This window comes from Paenibacillus sp. EB106-05-06-XG162 (assembly GCF_058791655.1).
The window spans coordinates 211,324-225,512 of record NZ_JBYTDT010000004.1 but is presented as its reverse complement, the minus strand read 5'-3'; the positions used below and the strand labels follow the sequence as shown (position 1 = coordinate 225,512).

Below are 14,189 nucleotides of genomic sequence, written 5' to 3'. Positions count from 1 at the left end.
ACGATTTCATAAATGTAGAAATTGGATGCGTAGAGGTGTGATGGATGTCACACCTCTATTGCGATAAATGAGCTAGAATAAGGATGTAACGACATAGTGAAAAAAGTTACAAAGTATGGTCAGCTGCTGATGAGCGGCGAAAATAGAAATAACGGAGGGATTTCGATGTCGGTGATCGAAAGAGAAGTTATGGACAAACAACAAAACGGATGGCGTGGATTTAAAGACGGTAAATGGAACAGAGAGGTAAACGTAAATAATTTTATCGGTCTGAACATTACGCCTTACCTTGGTGACGAAGCTTTCTTGGCAGGCCCTACAGAGAATACAACGGCCCTTTGGAAGATCGTATCCGAACTTACGAAAAAAGAAATTGCTAATGGCGGCGTGCTTGATGTAGATGTGAATCATCCTTCAACGATCGTATCCCATGGCCCTGGTTATTTAGATAAAGATAAAGAGCAAATCGTCGGACTTCAAACGGATGAGCCTTTCAAACGTTCGATCCAACCATTTGGCGGCATTAAAATGATGATTGATGCTTGTAAAGCATACGGCTTCGAATTGCCGCAAGAGATCATCCACATGTTCACAGATATTCGTAAAACACATAACCAAGGTGTATTCGATGCCTATACATCCGAGATGAGAGCTGCGCGTAAAGCGGGTATCATTACAGGCCTACCTGATGCTTACGGCCGTGGACGGATTATCGGTGACTATCGCCGAATTGCATTGTATGGTGTGGATTTCTTGATCAAGCAAAAACAACAAGACCTAAAGAACTTGGAACTTGATTCCATGACTTCGGATGTTATCCGTGACCGTGAAGAAATTTCTGAACAAATTCGCGCATTAGGCGAGCTGAAGAGAATGGGTGAAATGCACGGATTTGATATCTCGAAGCCAGCAATGAACGCGAAAGAGGCTTTCCAATGGTTATACTTTGGATACCTCGCAGCGATTAAAGAACAAAATGGTGCAGCGATGTCCTTAGGACGTTGTTCATCTTTCCTAGATATATATGTCGAGCGCGACCTTCAAGAAGGTACATTGACCGAAGAACAAGCACAAGAATTGGTCGACCATTTCGTTATGAAATTGCGTATCGTTAAATTCTTACGTACACCAGATTACAACGAATTGTTCAGTGGTGACCCAACATGGGTAACTGAATCCATCGGTGGTATGGGTGTGAATGGCGAGACACGTGTTACTCGTAACAGCTTCCGATTCTTGCACACATTGTACAACCTAGGTCCTGCTCCAGAGCCAAACTTAACGGTATTATGGTCGACGAAATTGCCAGAAGGTTTCAAAAAATATTGTGCAAAAGCTTCGATCGAAACGAGCTCCATCCAGTACGAGAATGATGATTTGATGCGTCCATACTTCGGTGACGACTACGGCATCGCATGCTGCGTATCTGCAATGCGTATTGGTAAACAAATGCAGTTCTTCGGCGCACGTGCGAATCTTGCCAAAGCATTACTCTATGCGATCAATGGTGGCGTAGACGAGAAATCTGGTGCTCAAGTTTCCCCAGAATTCCCGCGTATCACATCTGAAGTATTAGACTACAAGGAAGTCATGAAACGTTATCACAATGTGATGGAATGGCTTGCGAAGTTGTATGTCAACACACTCAACGTCATTCACTTCATGCATGATAAATACTCATACGAGCGTATTGAGATGGCGCTTCATGATAAAGAAATTCTTCGCACGATGGCTTGCGGTATCGCAGGATTGTCGGTTGTTGCCGATTCCCTAAGTGCGATTAAATACGCGAAAGTTCGCCCAATCCGTAACGAGAACGGGATTGCCGTTGACTTCGAAGTGGAAGGCGAATTCCCGAACTATGGTAACAATGATGATCGCGTTGACTCCATTGCGATCGAGCTTGTTGAGACATTCATGGGTATGATTCGTAAACACAAAACATACCGTGACTCCTTGCCAACACAATCCGTACTGACGATCACTTCGAACGTTGTATACGGTAAGAAAACAGGTACGACACCGGATGGTCGTAAAGCGGGCGAGCCATTTGCACCGGGTGCGAACCCAATGCATGGACGCGATAAGAAAGGTGCTCTTGCTTCCTTGAGTTCTGTAGCGAAATTACCGTATGAGCACAGCCTAGATGGGATTTCCAATACGTTCTCGATCGTGCCTAAAGCACTTGGTAAGGACGAAGAGTCGCGTAAAACCAACCTGACATCCATGATGGATGGCTACTTCGGCAGTGGAGCGCATCACTTGAACGTGAACGTATTCGCACGTGAGCAATTGCTTGATGCGATGGAACATCCAGAGAACTATCCGCAGCTTACGATTCGTGTATCTGGATACGCGGTTAACTTCATTAAGTTGACGAAAGAACAACAAATGGACGTTATTAACCGTACGTTCCATGGATCCATGTAATATCAATAGCAGACTGTTATAGCTATACAGTGCATTGCAGAGAGGATGCGTGAAGCGAGTGGAGGGACGTATTCATTCACTAGAAACTTTTGGCACCGTTGATGGACCAGGTATTCGTTTCGTGTTATTCATGCAGGGCTGTGCGATGAAATGTCAGTATTGCCATAATCCCGATACATGGGATACATCCGAAGGCAAGCATGTTACGATTGATGATATCATCAAAGAAATTGAGCCATATATCCCGTACTACAAAAACTCTGGGGGCGGACTAACCGTCTCCGGAGGAGAACCAACATTGCAAGCGGACTTCGTTGCGGCCTTGTTCCGAGAAGTGAAGAAACGGTGGGATCTGCATACGACATTGGACTCGAATGGATTCAACGATCCCGAATCGGAACGTATGGAGCATTTAATGGAAGTGACGGATTTGGTGCTACTCGACATCAAGCACATTGACCCAGAGAAGCATATGAAGCTGACTTCGCAATCCGTTGAGCATACGCTTAAGACGGCACGTTGGTTATCTGATCATGGGAAGAAAGTCTGGATCCGACATGTGTTCGTACCAGGCATCCATGATGATGAGAATGACTTGTTGAACCTGGGTCGATTCATCGGCACGCTTAAGAATGTCGAGAAATTCGAGATTCTGCCATACCATCAGATGGGGATTTATAAGTGGGAACAGCTTGGACGGGAATACCCGCTACAAGGTGTACCCTCTCCGACAGAAGATGAAGTCCAGCGGGCGTACCGTTTGATCGAGCAAGGAATACAAGAAGGTAAAACGGTCCAAATATAAAGTTTTGAATAAAGAACTGTTGATTTCTAATCCTAGAAATTGACAGTTCTTTTTGTTGTCATTTTATCTAATGGATTTTGGATTGTAGATGATTTTATCCCTCGATCATCGAAATGACGTCCTTACATAATAAGCAGTAAGACCTATAATAAAGGTGTAGCAAACAAATAAAAGTTTTTGGGAGGGTCTTCTAAATGAAGAAAAGTCTATTGATGTTATTGACATTCGTGTTCGTTGCTTCGATCGCGCTAGCAGGCTGTGGATCCAAAACAGCAGAAGAAAAACCTGCGACAACGGATAACAACACAACAACGACTGAACCAGCTAAAGAGCCAGAACAAGCGAAGCCGTTCGAAATGACAATTCGTCATACACAAGTCGGTGAGCAAAAGAAAACTCGCTTTAAAATGCTTCAAGAAGTTGTAGAGAAGACACAAGGCGAAGTGCAAGGCCTTACTTTCAAATTAGATGGCGTTGACTCCGACGTTAACCGTAAAGAAAAACTTAGAGGCGAAATGGCATCCGGCAGCGTACCTGATATCTTCGATGCATTCGGTAGCCCAGATGCAAAAACATATGCTAAAGCAGGAAAAATGCTTGATATCACGCCAATCCTTGAAGAGCTTGGCATTAAAGATAAATTCACGAACTTAGGCCCTTGGACAGTTGATGGCAAAGTATACGGTTTGCCAATCGGTGCATCCGCTGAGGCAGTATTCTATAACAAAGAATACTTCGAGCAAAAAGGCTTGAAAATACCTGGAACATTCGATGAATTCCAAACCTTGCTTGAGACAATCAAAAAGGATGGAAAAATTCCTCTAGCAGCTGGGTCCAAAGCATCTTGGGTACCGCTGATGATCACGAACAACCTATGGTCACGTACAGCTGGTTCGGATGTAACAGAGAAATTTAACACAGGCGATGCAAAATGGACAGATGCTGACGTTGTTGCAGCGTTCAAAACACATAAAGATTGGGTAGACAAAGGCTATTTCAAAAAAGGCGAGCTCGGACTTGAGTACGCTGATATGCGCACACAATTCTTCAATGGTGATGCTGTCATGATGTTCGACGGGACTTGGGCGTCTGTCTTGTTCAAGGAAGGTCAAGACGGTGGGAAGTTGGTCGGTAAAGTAGGATTCTTCAATTTTCCTCCTTTCACGAACGGTAAAGGGGACCAAACTTCCTTAATGCAAGACGTGAACAACGGTTATGGCTTCTCCGCTGAAGTTGCGAAAGACCCGCAAAAATTAGCAGCTGTAAAAGCATTCATCAAAAACTTGTACAACGAAGATATGCAAATCCGCGGCTTGGTTGAAGACGGCGTATTGCCTTCGATGAAAGTAGATCAAGCAAAAGTTGATGCATCGGTTAAAGATCCATTAATGAAAGAAATCGCTGGTGTATTGACACATGTAAATATTTCTTACGCAGCATTTGATTCGATCGTACCAGCAGACGTGAATACTGAAATTGGCGTTCAGATCCAAAAATTGATTGGAAACCAAACAACACCTGAGAAAGCAGCAGAAGCCATTCAAAAAGTTCAAGAAGAAGCAAACGCTTCGGCTGAATAATTCTAGAATGTGATAATGAAAGGGGCGCCACCCGCTACTTTAAATCAGGTGGCGCCCTTTAATCATTACACAAGAAACACAATCTTTTGGAGGATGGAGCGGATACTGTTATGAACAAAGCGATGAGAAACCCTTATATATACGCGCTCTTTGTTATTCCGGCCCTAGTGTTATTTGTAATGTTTTTTATCTACCCGCTAATTAATGCTGTATATTACAGTCTGACGAATTGGAACGGTGTTTCAGATAATTTAAAATTCTGGGGAATCAAGAACTATACGAAAGCATTAACCGATGAGACGTTCTGGAACGCAGTGAAGAATAACGGATATTTTATTCTTTTCTCTTGCTTCATTCAGGTTCCCATTATCGTCATTAGTTCCTTGATGATTGCGAATGTTAAGCGATTTAAATCTTTGTACAAGACGGCTGTGTTCATGCCAACGGTCATGTCTACGGCGGTTATCGGTATTCTATGGGGATTTATTTACAACTATGATGTTGGCTTATTCAATAAAATTCTTGGATTCTTCGGTGTTGAAGCCGTTGACTGGCTAGGCGATCCGAAATTTGCCATGCTCTCGATTCTAATTACGAACGGTTGGCAGTGGACAGGTTTCTACATTATTATGGTGCTCGCTGCCATTCTCTCGATTCCTAAAGATCTAGATGAAGCGGCAGAAATTGATGGAGCGACAGGGTACCAACGTGCGATGAAAATAACAATGCCGCTGATCATGCCGGTCGTATCGGTTGTTATTATGCTCTCGATCGCGGGTGCGATGAAGGCAGCGGATATTATTATTGTCATGACAAAAGGCGGTCCAGCAGGATCGACGGACGTTATGGCGACATATATGATCAAATATGCAATCACGAACTTTAAATATGGATACGGTAATGCGATTTCGGTCATCATTTTCGTATTTACAATGATTCTGACGGTCTTGTATCAAGTCTTGATTGCGAGACGGAGCGAAAGGATTGAATACTAATGATGAGAGCATTGAAGAAGAGTATTAACCACATCGTCCTAATGGGCTACTTGCTCATCATTTTGTTCCCGTTTCTTTTCGTCGTCTTCTCATCCTTTAAGCTGAATAACTCAGAGATCGCGTTAAGTCCATTCGGTCTGCCTGAACATTTCGTTTGGGATAACTATGTAACGGCATGGGTGAATGCGAAGATCAACGTTTATTTCTTAAATAGTTTGTACATTGCCGTGCTATCATCCTGCGTAACGATCCTCATTGGTGCGATGATGTCCTTTGCGGTTACACGGATGCGTTTCGGTAAAATTAGCTTGCTACTATTCCAGTTGATCCTACTTGGTATGCTAATTCCGAACACATCACTTATGCTGCCGATCTACTTATTGATGCAAAAAATGAACGTTCTGAATACGCATTTGGCACTCATTATTCCTTATGTTGCGAATGCGATTCCATTCACGGTCATCATTATGGCGCAGTTCATGAAGTCCATCCCTTCTGAGATTGAAGAAGCGGCTGTCGTAGACGGGTTGAGCGTTGGCGGTATCTTTGCTAAAATGGTGTTGCCACTCACGATTCCCGCGATTGTAACGGTATTTATCGTGAACTTCCTAGGGAACTGGAACGAGTTCTTACTATCGAACTATTTCATCTCGAATGATGAGCTTAGAACGCTTCCGACCGGTATGGTTCAATTCCGAGATGCGTATCAATCGAACTATGCTCAGATGTCGGCGGGTATCGTCTATAGTGTCGTGCCGGTTATGGTCATCTATGCTGTACTACAAAAGAAGATTATCGAAGGGGTTACGGCTGGTAGTGTGAAGGGGTAACCGGAGGAGAGTGGGATTATGATGATGAATTTAAGACTTAAATTATTCACAGCATTTATAACGCTCATCATTATCCCGCTCGTTCTCGTAGGGGTTATCACTTACTTCGTCACTTTCGATTTGATAGAGAAGAAGTATAGTCAACAAGCAGAATTCTCACTCAAGGCGATTAGTCAGAACATTCAGTTCGTCTTCAGTGAAATGGACAAGGTCACGGAGAATGGGATCGCAGGGAATGTGGTTCAGACCGCCATCGGTGCGGTCAATTCCCGTGAACTTGATCTATCGGATGCCAAGCAGCTGAAGCTGAATGAGAATCAACGAAACTTCCGCGTCAATCTCTTCAGCCATCCGACGATTAGCTTTGCCTTTGCTTATAATCTCAAGGATGCGACGATCGCTTCGATATTTACGAAAGAGAACTTCACAGCGTTACCTTTTGCTAGATTCAAGCGTGAACCGTTATATCAAGAGGTTGTCGAACTGAACGGAGCGCCCAAATGGGTCGGTCCGTATGAATACAAAGAGATTACAGGTACGGATCCTGTGTTCACGCAAATTCGGATGGTCAAAGAATTAACGACGATGAAAAATATCGGTGTGCTGATTACTCAGATTAAGAACTGGGAGATTGAGCGCATTTTTAATGACTTCCGCTATAGTAAAAATTTAGAAGACACCCGCTTTTTCCTCGTGAATGAAGACGGGTTAATTCTCTATGACACACAAGAACAATACAATGGCAAAAATATTAACCCGTTTCTCGGCAAACCGATGAAATTCAATTCCAGCTACCAAAGCTATCGTGATGATTTTAATCACCATGAGAGCGTTGTCTCTGTGAATAAGTTGAAGGATAAGCAGTGGTACCTCGTATCCACGACATCTTGGAACTCGCTGTCTCAGGATATGGGGATATTCCTAAAATGGGTTGTTGGGATTCTGTTCATTAGTTTACTTGCCGCATTCCTCTTCTTCTGGTTATTCATGAATCGGATTACGAAATCGATCATTCGTATTGTGCGGTTCATGCGCCGGGTGGAGAATGGAGATTTGTCTGCTCGTGTAGATGAAGAGGGCAATGATGAATTGTTTTTACTTTCGAAAGGATTCAACAGCCTTATCAGCCAGGTGAATAACCTATTCGAAGAGGTGAAGATAGAGCAGAAGCACAAAGCACAAGCGGAGCTCCGAGTGCTGCAAGCGCAGATCAAGCCACACTTCTTATTCAATACCCTCGAATCGATTAACGTGCTGGCGATACAGAATGAAGGACGCAAGGTTAGCCAGATGGTCTATCGTCTTGGCAATATTTTGCGGATTAGCATTCAGGATAAAGAAGAGATTATGATTTCCCAGGAAATCGAGCATCTGCGCAGTTATCTAGAGATTCAGAAGTTCCGATTCGATGAATTGTTCAATTTCGATATTCAGATGCCTAGTGAAGTCTTGAACTCGATGATTCTCAAGTTAACGCTGCAGCCGCTCGTCGAAAATTCCATTCAACATGGGTTCGAAGGGATCACGCATCAAGGATTCCTACAGGTGACAGGGTACGTCGAGGGAGACGATATTGTGATCACAATTCAAGATAACGGGATTGGGATATCGAACCGGCAATTACGTAAATTCCAGTACATGAAAAATGATGATACGCTCACGTCTGAAGGCCAAGATATCGTGATGAATGAACGCCGCGGCCTCGGGCTGCGGAGTGTGGCGGATCGTATTCGAATTCAATACGGATATCGATATGGTGTCTATATCTGTTCAGAAGAAAATCAAGGTACAATCATTCAAGTCAGAATTCCGAAGTATGGGCCAGGTGAAGTGTATGAAGCTAAAAGCGATGCTCGTTGATGATGAAATCCACATTTTGAACAACTTGAAGATGGTACTTCCATGGCAAGAGATGGATATCGAGATCGTGGCTTTGGCACGCAACGGTGTTGAAGCGCTTGAGGTTGTGAAGCAAGAACAGCCTGATCTGATCCTGTGCGATATTCGGATGCCTGTTATGGATGGACTGAATTTCTTGAGCGAGCTACGGAAGATCGATACGGAATGTGAAGTGTTGATGCTCACGGGCTATGAGGAGTTTGAGTATGCTCGGGTTGCCTTGCAGCACGGGGTGCGCGATTATATCTCAAAGCCAATCAATTATGAGAATTTGGAAGACGTGGTTAGACGGATTGCCGGCATGATCCGGACAGCTCGCATGGAGAAGCAGATGGCGGAGCGCCGCTGGGGCAAAATGATCGATTTAGCCTATGAGAAAATGATGTTCGACGTGCTCATGGGGTATTCGAATGGGGATGCGAATTATTTCATTTCCCATGAAGATCAGCGGATTGAGGATTTAGAGTATGTTGTGATGATCGTCGATTTAGATCATTATTCGGTGAAATCGGTGACTTGGAATGATAATGAACGGAAATTGTGGAACTTCGCCGTGAGTAATGTGCTTCAGGATGCGCTCAAAGAATTCCATTTGAAATATGCGGCATTACAGACCCGGGAAGGGGAATGGTGTCTCATCATTCAGTTCTACCATGATTCATTCCATGTGAGTAAGGAAGAGATTCAGAAGTGGGTAACCTGTCTGCAGAAGGCTGTAAAAGAAAACGTCAAAATGACTGTTAGTGTCGGTTATGATAGAGGCCCTATCTTAATTCGCGAGCTTGCTCTATCCTATAAGAATATTCAGCGATATCTGCTCACCAATCCAGATCAAGAACAGATTATCTCTGTGGGTGATAGTGTTCCGAGTCAGACAGAGCCTACGGGCTCTCAATGGGAATTGATTGAAGAGATCGTCTCTGGCTTACGGCATGGTGATCGAGGTAAAATTGAGAAGTCCTTGCACGAACTGAAGACCAGTCTGATCGTATCGGCAGATAATTCGCTTGCGCAGGCAGAGAAGTTCTTCTACTACATCGTGATTCATTTATTGCGGGAGATGCGAGAGATGGACGTCTTATCTGCTACAGAAGAGGAAGAAGTATGGGCGAAGTTCAGGTATAAAGTAAGCCTGAAGGAGCTGCTCGTCGTCATTACAGAGCTCGTAAACCGTGCGCTTGATGTAACGTCGAGTAAGAAGTCGAGTGAACTATTGATGATCTCGGCCAAGGACTATATTCAACGCAATTTAGGTTCCGATATCGGAATTGATGAGATTGCAGATCATCTGGGTATTAGCTGTAGTTATTTCAGTCTATTATTCAAAAATTACTTCGGAGAGACCTTCGTCGAATATTTAACGAAGCAGCGGATGGAGCTCGCTAAATCGTTATTAGTCATCAGCGATAAGAGCATCACGCAGATTGGATCGCTTGTTGGTTACATGGAACGCCGATATTTCACAAAAGTATTCCAGAAGTACACAGGTATGACCCCTTCAGATTATCGGGAGAGAAAGGCGGAAGAATAATGAGCAAATTAGAGAATTTATCACTAGCAGAAAAAATCGGTCAAATGGTGATATGCGGATTTAATGCTTACACATCGGATGCGCATATCGTACAGCTAATTGAGAAACATCATATTGGTGGCGTCATCTATTTCCGTCGCAATTATGCGAACGTTCAGCAAATGGCAGACCTTTCTTATGCGTTGCAGCAGTTCAACAAGAAGAATTCTGATATCCCGCTCTTTATCAGTATCGACCAAGAAGGCGGCATGGTAGCGCGGATTGATACCGATGAAGTCACCCTTGTTCCAGGCAATATGTCGATCGGTGCTGCGCGCGATGCGCAGCTCGCATATGAAGCGGCTGTGATCTGTGCGCGCGAGCTTCGCCTTATGGGGATCAATGTGAATTTTGCCCCGAGTCTCGATATTAACAATAATCCGAAGAATCCCGTCATTGGCGTTCGCTCTTATGGAGAAAGCGCTGAACTTGTAAGCGAGTTAGGCATTGCGACCATTGAAGGCTATCAATCTTCGGATGTTGTTGCAACAGCCAAACATTTCCCGGGACATGGTGATACCGCTGTCGATTCACATTATGGATTGGCTTCCGTACCGCATGATCGTGAGCGTCTCATGCAGCTTGAGCTTGCGCCGTTCATTCGTGCGATTCAAGCTGGTGTGGATATGATTATGACCGCACATGTCATGTTCCCAGCATTCGAGCCTGGACAGATTCCTGCCACGTTATCGCGCAAAGTGCTTCATGACTTACTTCGCGTTGAGCTCCAATATGATGGCGTTATCGTTACGGATTGTCTCGAAATGCACGCGATTTCCAAAGAGTTCGGTGTTGCGGAAGGCGCAGTGATGGCGATTGAAGGGGGTGCAGATATAGTCCTTGTCAGCCATACGCTGGAGGAGCAAGTTGCTGCAATTGAAGCCTTGATGCAAGCGGTGCAATCGGGCCGTCTATCCGAAGAGCAAATTAATGCTTCTGTTGAACGTATTCTATCCCTCAAAGAAAAACGTCGTATGTCAGATATTCATCCATTAACGGGTGGGGTTGCTGCGCAGTTCGGAACGCCTGAGAGCAAGGAAGTGATCCGTCAACTTACGGAGAAGAGTATTACGATTGTGAAGGATGAAGATCAACCAACATTTGATCGTTCTGCACCTACGCTTGTGATCTGGCCGGAAGTAAGACATCATACCGAAGTGGATGAACCGATTGAGCAAGCGTACACCTTAGGGCCTGCATTGGCTGAGCTGGGGGTGGATGTGAAGGAATTGCGTGTGAGCACACATCCAACGTCCGAAGAGGTGGCTTCGGCACTTGCACTCGCTGCAGACTATGAACAAATCATCGTTGTTACATACAACGCAGTATCTGAACTGCATGAAGGGCAAGTGGCCATCGTTCGACAAATAGCAGCAAGACCGAATGTGAACTTGACCGTCGCATCGACTAGAAACCCATACGATTTGAATCAGTTCCCTGAAGTGAAGCGCTATGTATGCTGTTATGAGAATCGACCCATGACGATGGCAGCATTAGCCAAAGTGTTGACGGGTAACATTGATGCACAAGGCAAACTTCCTGTGACGCTTTCACCTGATTACTCGTTTGGAATGGCAGTTAACTAGGCAATAATAGAGGCTAAAGACCGATATCCATGGGACAACGGATGTCGGTCTTTTCATAATATTTTAATAATCAAGAAACTTTCTTGAATTTTCAACGTCTATATACTTGGAAAGAAGCCGACGGCGCTTCACAAAAATGTAGACACGTGTAGAAGGAGTTCTTTATGAAAGTATTTAAAACAGCACTCATCTCGACATTTATTATCGCTCAATTATGCATTGCTTTGCCGGCATTTGCCGATGGAAGCACGACGCCAGGTACGACACAAGGCGATAATACGCAGCAGAAATCGCAGAACCCAACGCAAAATTCGACAAATGATGGATCGGCTGTAACGCCAGAAACGGAAACAGAAAACAATCAGCAGCCGGGTGGTACTGTAGATCCTACAAACCCTACGAATCCTACGAATCCAACCAGTCCTACCAACCCAACGGGCGAAGTAACGCCTGATCCAGATGTTCAATCGGTGAAGACGGACGATCAGCTTGTACTGATGATGAACAGCAACAAAATGTATCGTAATGGTAAAGAGGTGTTGGCGCTTCAACCTTTAACGGTGACGAAAGGGATTTCTTATATTGCGCTTCGATCGATCGCAGAGCAAGCTGGGTTTATCGTTAAGTATGACGCGGTAACGAAAGAGACAATCCTTAAGAGCGGCCAGCAAGAAGTTCGCTTCAAGACGAATAGTGCGGCGTACACGATTAATGGTAAATCGTACAAAGCAAGCGGTAACGCTTATCAACAAAAAGATGTATTCATGGTTCCACTGACTTCGATTACAAAGGCATTAAATATCTCTTATAGCGTAGATAATGTGGCGAAGAAAATTACGTTGAACCTCTACTCCGCACCAACAGCAAATTTCACAGTCTCACCTGGTGAAATTTTCGCAGAGCAGACGTCTGTGACATACAAGGATCAATCTTCGGACCCGCGTGGCCTAGAGATTGTACAGCATCGCTGGGAAGGCAATGAGAACATCTTCATGGAGCCAGGGACGCACACGATTACCCATTGGGTAATGAATGCAAATGGCGTATGGAGTGAGCCTTATTCTGTAACCATCGAAGTCAAACCGAAGAACTTGCCGCCAGTGGCGAAGTTCACAACGGACAAAGATACGTACAAAATGGGTGAATTGATTACATTTACCGATGAGAGTACAGATGATGAAAATGATTTTAAAACGGAATGGGTTAATAAGTCCATTGGTTATTTCGAACCTGGTGAGAAGACAATTACGATTCGAGCAACAGACCGCTTGGGTCAAGTTAGTGAGTACTCAAAGACCATCACCATCACCAATGAAACGCTGTATTTGCATGATGACTTCCTCAAGTTATATACACCGGTAGGTGAGAAGTTCACATTAGAGAAGAACAATATTTGGGATCTTGCCAAAGCGCCATTCTCTTCGACGGATTCGCAGCAGACATTACTTCGCAGTAACAGTCCAGAGAGTCTGTCTACGGAAGGGATTGTCTTCCGCGACACGATTCAAGGTGAAGCGAGATTCCTCGTTCATCATAAGAATATTTCAAATCAGAATTTGAAAGTATATGTCGTTGTTACGAACCCAGGCACGATGCCTACGAATGTGACTGTCAAAGATGTTGGATTTGCAGGTCCGAATGAATACGAATCTCTTACAGGTAAATCCTCTGTAGAGCGTTATTTCAAATCGCTTAATAGCGGATCACTTGGTCAGACGACGACTTTGCAGCCAGGTGAGACGAAGGTAATCTTCTCTGAGCTTAGCGCGCAAGCGATGAAGCCAGGTCATGTCGTCAGCTTAATGGGAGATGTGAGCTCGGATTCGGAAGTGACTTATCAAGTTGCAGCCGTAGCAAGCAGCAAAGACATTTTGAAGACTTTGCCAAGCTTAACGTTGTTAAATCGCGATAATATTCATATCCGTGGTACTTATGAGAATGCGAATCGTCTGATCGAGCTCAATCAAGTCGTTGGCGATAAGCCGTCCCGTATTTCGCTAGCAGATAATAATGATGATTTGTATCTGAACGGTATTGATAATACGAACGGCATGCCGAGCATCAATATGGGGAACTACGGTGTGATGTACACGATCCGACTCAACCATGTTGCACCGAATACGTTGATCGCATTCAACCCACGTGGCGGCATCTACAAAGGAATTTTCGTCGTTAATGGACAAATGACAGAAGCACCTAGCAATGGAACGCTCGTGAACAGCAATGATGCGAGTGTGGTCTATCGTACAGGAAGTGCAGAGGAGACAGTAACGATTCTCTTCACACCTGTATCCGGTAGTAACTTGCCTGTAAGCATGCTGTTCTTCCCATTGGCACAGCAACCACAATCCTAAGTTTACCCACGACCGTGAGGTCCTTCGTTTGAAGGGCTTCACGGTTTTTTTATGTACGGAATTCAGAGCCCAATGGGGTTCGATTGACGGGTGTCCGATAATGTTGCATTATTAGAGGATGGATGTACAAATGGACACGT

At 44.4% G+C, this 14,189-nt stretch carries 9 protein-coding genes; all 9 read left to right on the top strand.

Annotated elements, in window-relative coordinates:
• The first annotated feature begins 165 nt into the window (after nucleotides 1–165).
• The gene (gene pflB, locus AC3WU2_RS12230) at nucleotides 166–2,430 is read left to right on the top strand and encodes a formate C-acetyltransferase (RefSeq protein WP_492454722.1); all 2,265 of its coding nucleotides are present in this window, start codon (nucleotides 166–168) and stop codon (nucleotides 2,428–2,430) included.
• Between the two features lie 58 nt (nucleotides 2,431–2,488).
• Entirely contained in the window at nucleotides 2,489–3,235 is a 747-nt protein-coding gene (gene pflA / locus AC3WU2_RS12225) for a pyruvate formate-lyase-activating protein (RefSeq protein ID WP_492454720.1), read from the top strand.
• A 194-nt stretch (nucleotides 3,236–3,429) separates the two neighbouring features.
• The gene (locus tag AC3WU2_RS12220) at nucleotides 3,430–4,815 is read left to right on the top strand and encodes an extracellular solute-binding protein (protein WP_492454395.1); all 1,386 of its coding nucleotides are present in this window, start codon (nucleotides 3,430–3,432) and stop codon (nucleotides 4,813–4,815) included.
• 110 nt (nucleotides 4,816–4,925) lie between these two features.
• Nucleotides 4,926–5,810, top strand: coding sequence for a carbohydrate ABC transporter permease (locus AC3WU2_RS12215; protein WP_492454393.1), 885 nt, complete (start codon nucleotides 4,926–4,928; stop codon nucleotides 5,808–5,810).
• Nucleotides 5,811–5,812: 2 nt separating this feature from the next.
• Nucleotides 5,813–6,640, top strand: a complete 828-nt coding sequence (locus tag AC3WU2_RS12210; protein ID WP_492454718.1) for a carbohydrate ABC transporter permease — start codon at nucleotides 5,813–5,815, stop codon at nucleotides 6,638–6,640.
• 21 nt (nucleotides 6,641–6,661) lie between these two features.
• Complete coding sequence (locus AC3WU2_RS12205; RefSeq protein WP_492454716.1) at nucleotides 6,662–8,500, top strand: cache domain-containing sensor histidine kinase; 1,839 nt, start codon at nucleotides 6,662–6,664, stop codon at nucleotides 8,498–8,500.
• Nucleotides 8,475–10,070 (top strand): response regulator transcription factor, encoded by a 1,596-nt coding sequence (locus tag AC3WU2_RS12200; RefSeq protein WP_492454391.1) that lies wholly within the window; start codon nucleotides 8,475–8,477, stop codon nucleotides 10,068–10,070. Before AC3WU2_RS12205 ends, AC3WU2_RS12200 begins: the two co-directional genes overlap by 26 nt.
• Nucleotides 10,070–11,695: a glycoside hydrolase family 3 protein gene (locus tag AC3WU2_RS12195; RefSeq protein WP_492454389.1), complete on the top strand. Its 1,626-nt coding sequence runs from the start codon at nucleotides 10,070–10,072 to the stop codon at nucleotides 11,693–11,695. The genes AC3WU2_RS12200 and AC3WU2_RS12195 overlap by 1 nt, the downstream gene beginning before the upstream one ends.
• A gap of 164 nt (nucleotides 11,696–11,859) precedes the next feature.
• The gene (locus AC3WU2_RS12190; RefSeq protein ID WP_492454387.1) at nucleotides 11,860–14,049 is read left to right on the top strand and encodes a stalk domain-containing protein; all 2,190 of its coding nucleotides are present in this window, start codon (nucleotides 11,860–11,862) and stop codon (nucleotides 14,047–14,049) included.
• Nucleotides 14,050–14,189: the final 140 nt, after the last annotated feature.

What these genes read in the sequence shown, in the direction of transcription:
- pflB (WP_492454722.1), top strand. Translation starts at nt 166, where the DNA reads ATGTCGGTGATCGAAAGAGAAGTTATGGACAAACAACAAAACGGATGG.
- AC3WU2_RS12220 (WP_492454395.1), top strand. Translation starts at nt 3,430, where the DNA reads ATGAAGAAAAGTCTATTGATGTTATTGACATTCGTGTTCGTTGCTTCG.
- AC3WU2_RS12215 (WP_492454393.1), top strand. Translation starts at nt 4,926, where the DNA reads ATGAACAAAGCGATGAGAAACCCTTATATATACGCGCTCTTTGTTATT.
- AC3WU2_RS12210 (WP_492454718.1), top strand. Translation starts at nt 5,813, where the DNA reads ATGAGAGCATTGAAGAAGAGTATTAACCACATCGTCCTAATGGGCTAC.
- AC3WU2_RS12205 (WP_492454716.1), top strand. Translation starts at nt 6,662, where the DNA reads ATGATGAATTTAAGACTTAAATTATTCACAGCATTTATAACGCTCATC.
- AC3WU2_RS12200 (WP_492454391.1), top strand. Translation starts at nt 8,475, where the DNA reads ATGAAGCTAAAAGCGATGCTCGTTGATGATGAAATCCACATTTTGAAC.
- AC3WU2_RS12195 (WP_492454389.1), top strand. Translation starts at nt 10,070, where the DNA reads ATGAGCAAATTAGAGAATTTATCACTAGCAGAAAAAATCGGTCAAATG.
- AC3WU2_RS12190 (WP_492454387.1), top strand. Translation starts at nt 11,860, where the DNA reads ATGAAAGTATTTAAAACAGCACTCATCTCGACATTTATTATCGCTCAA.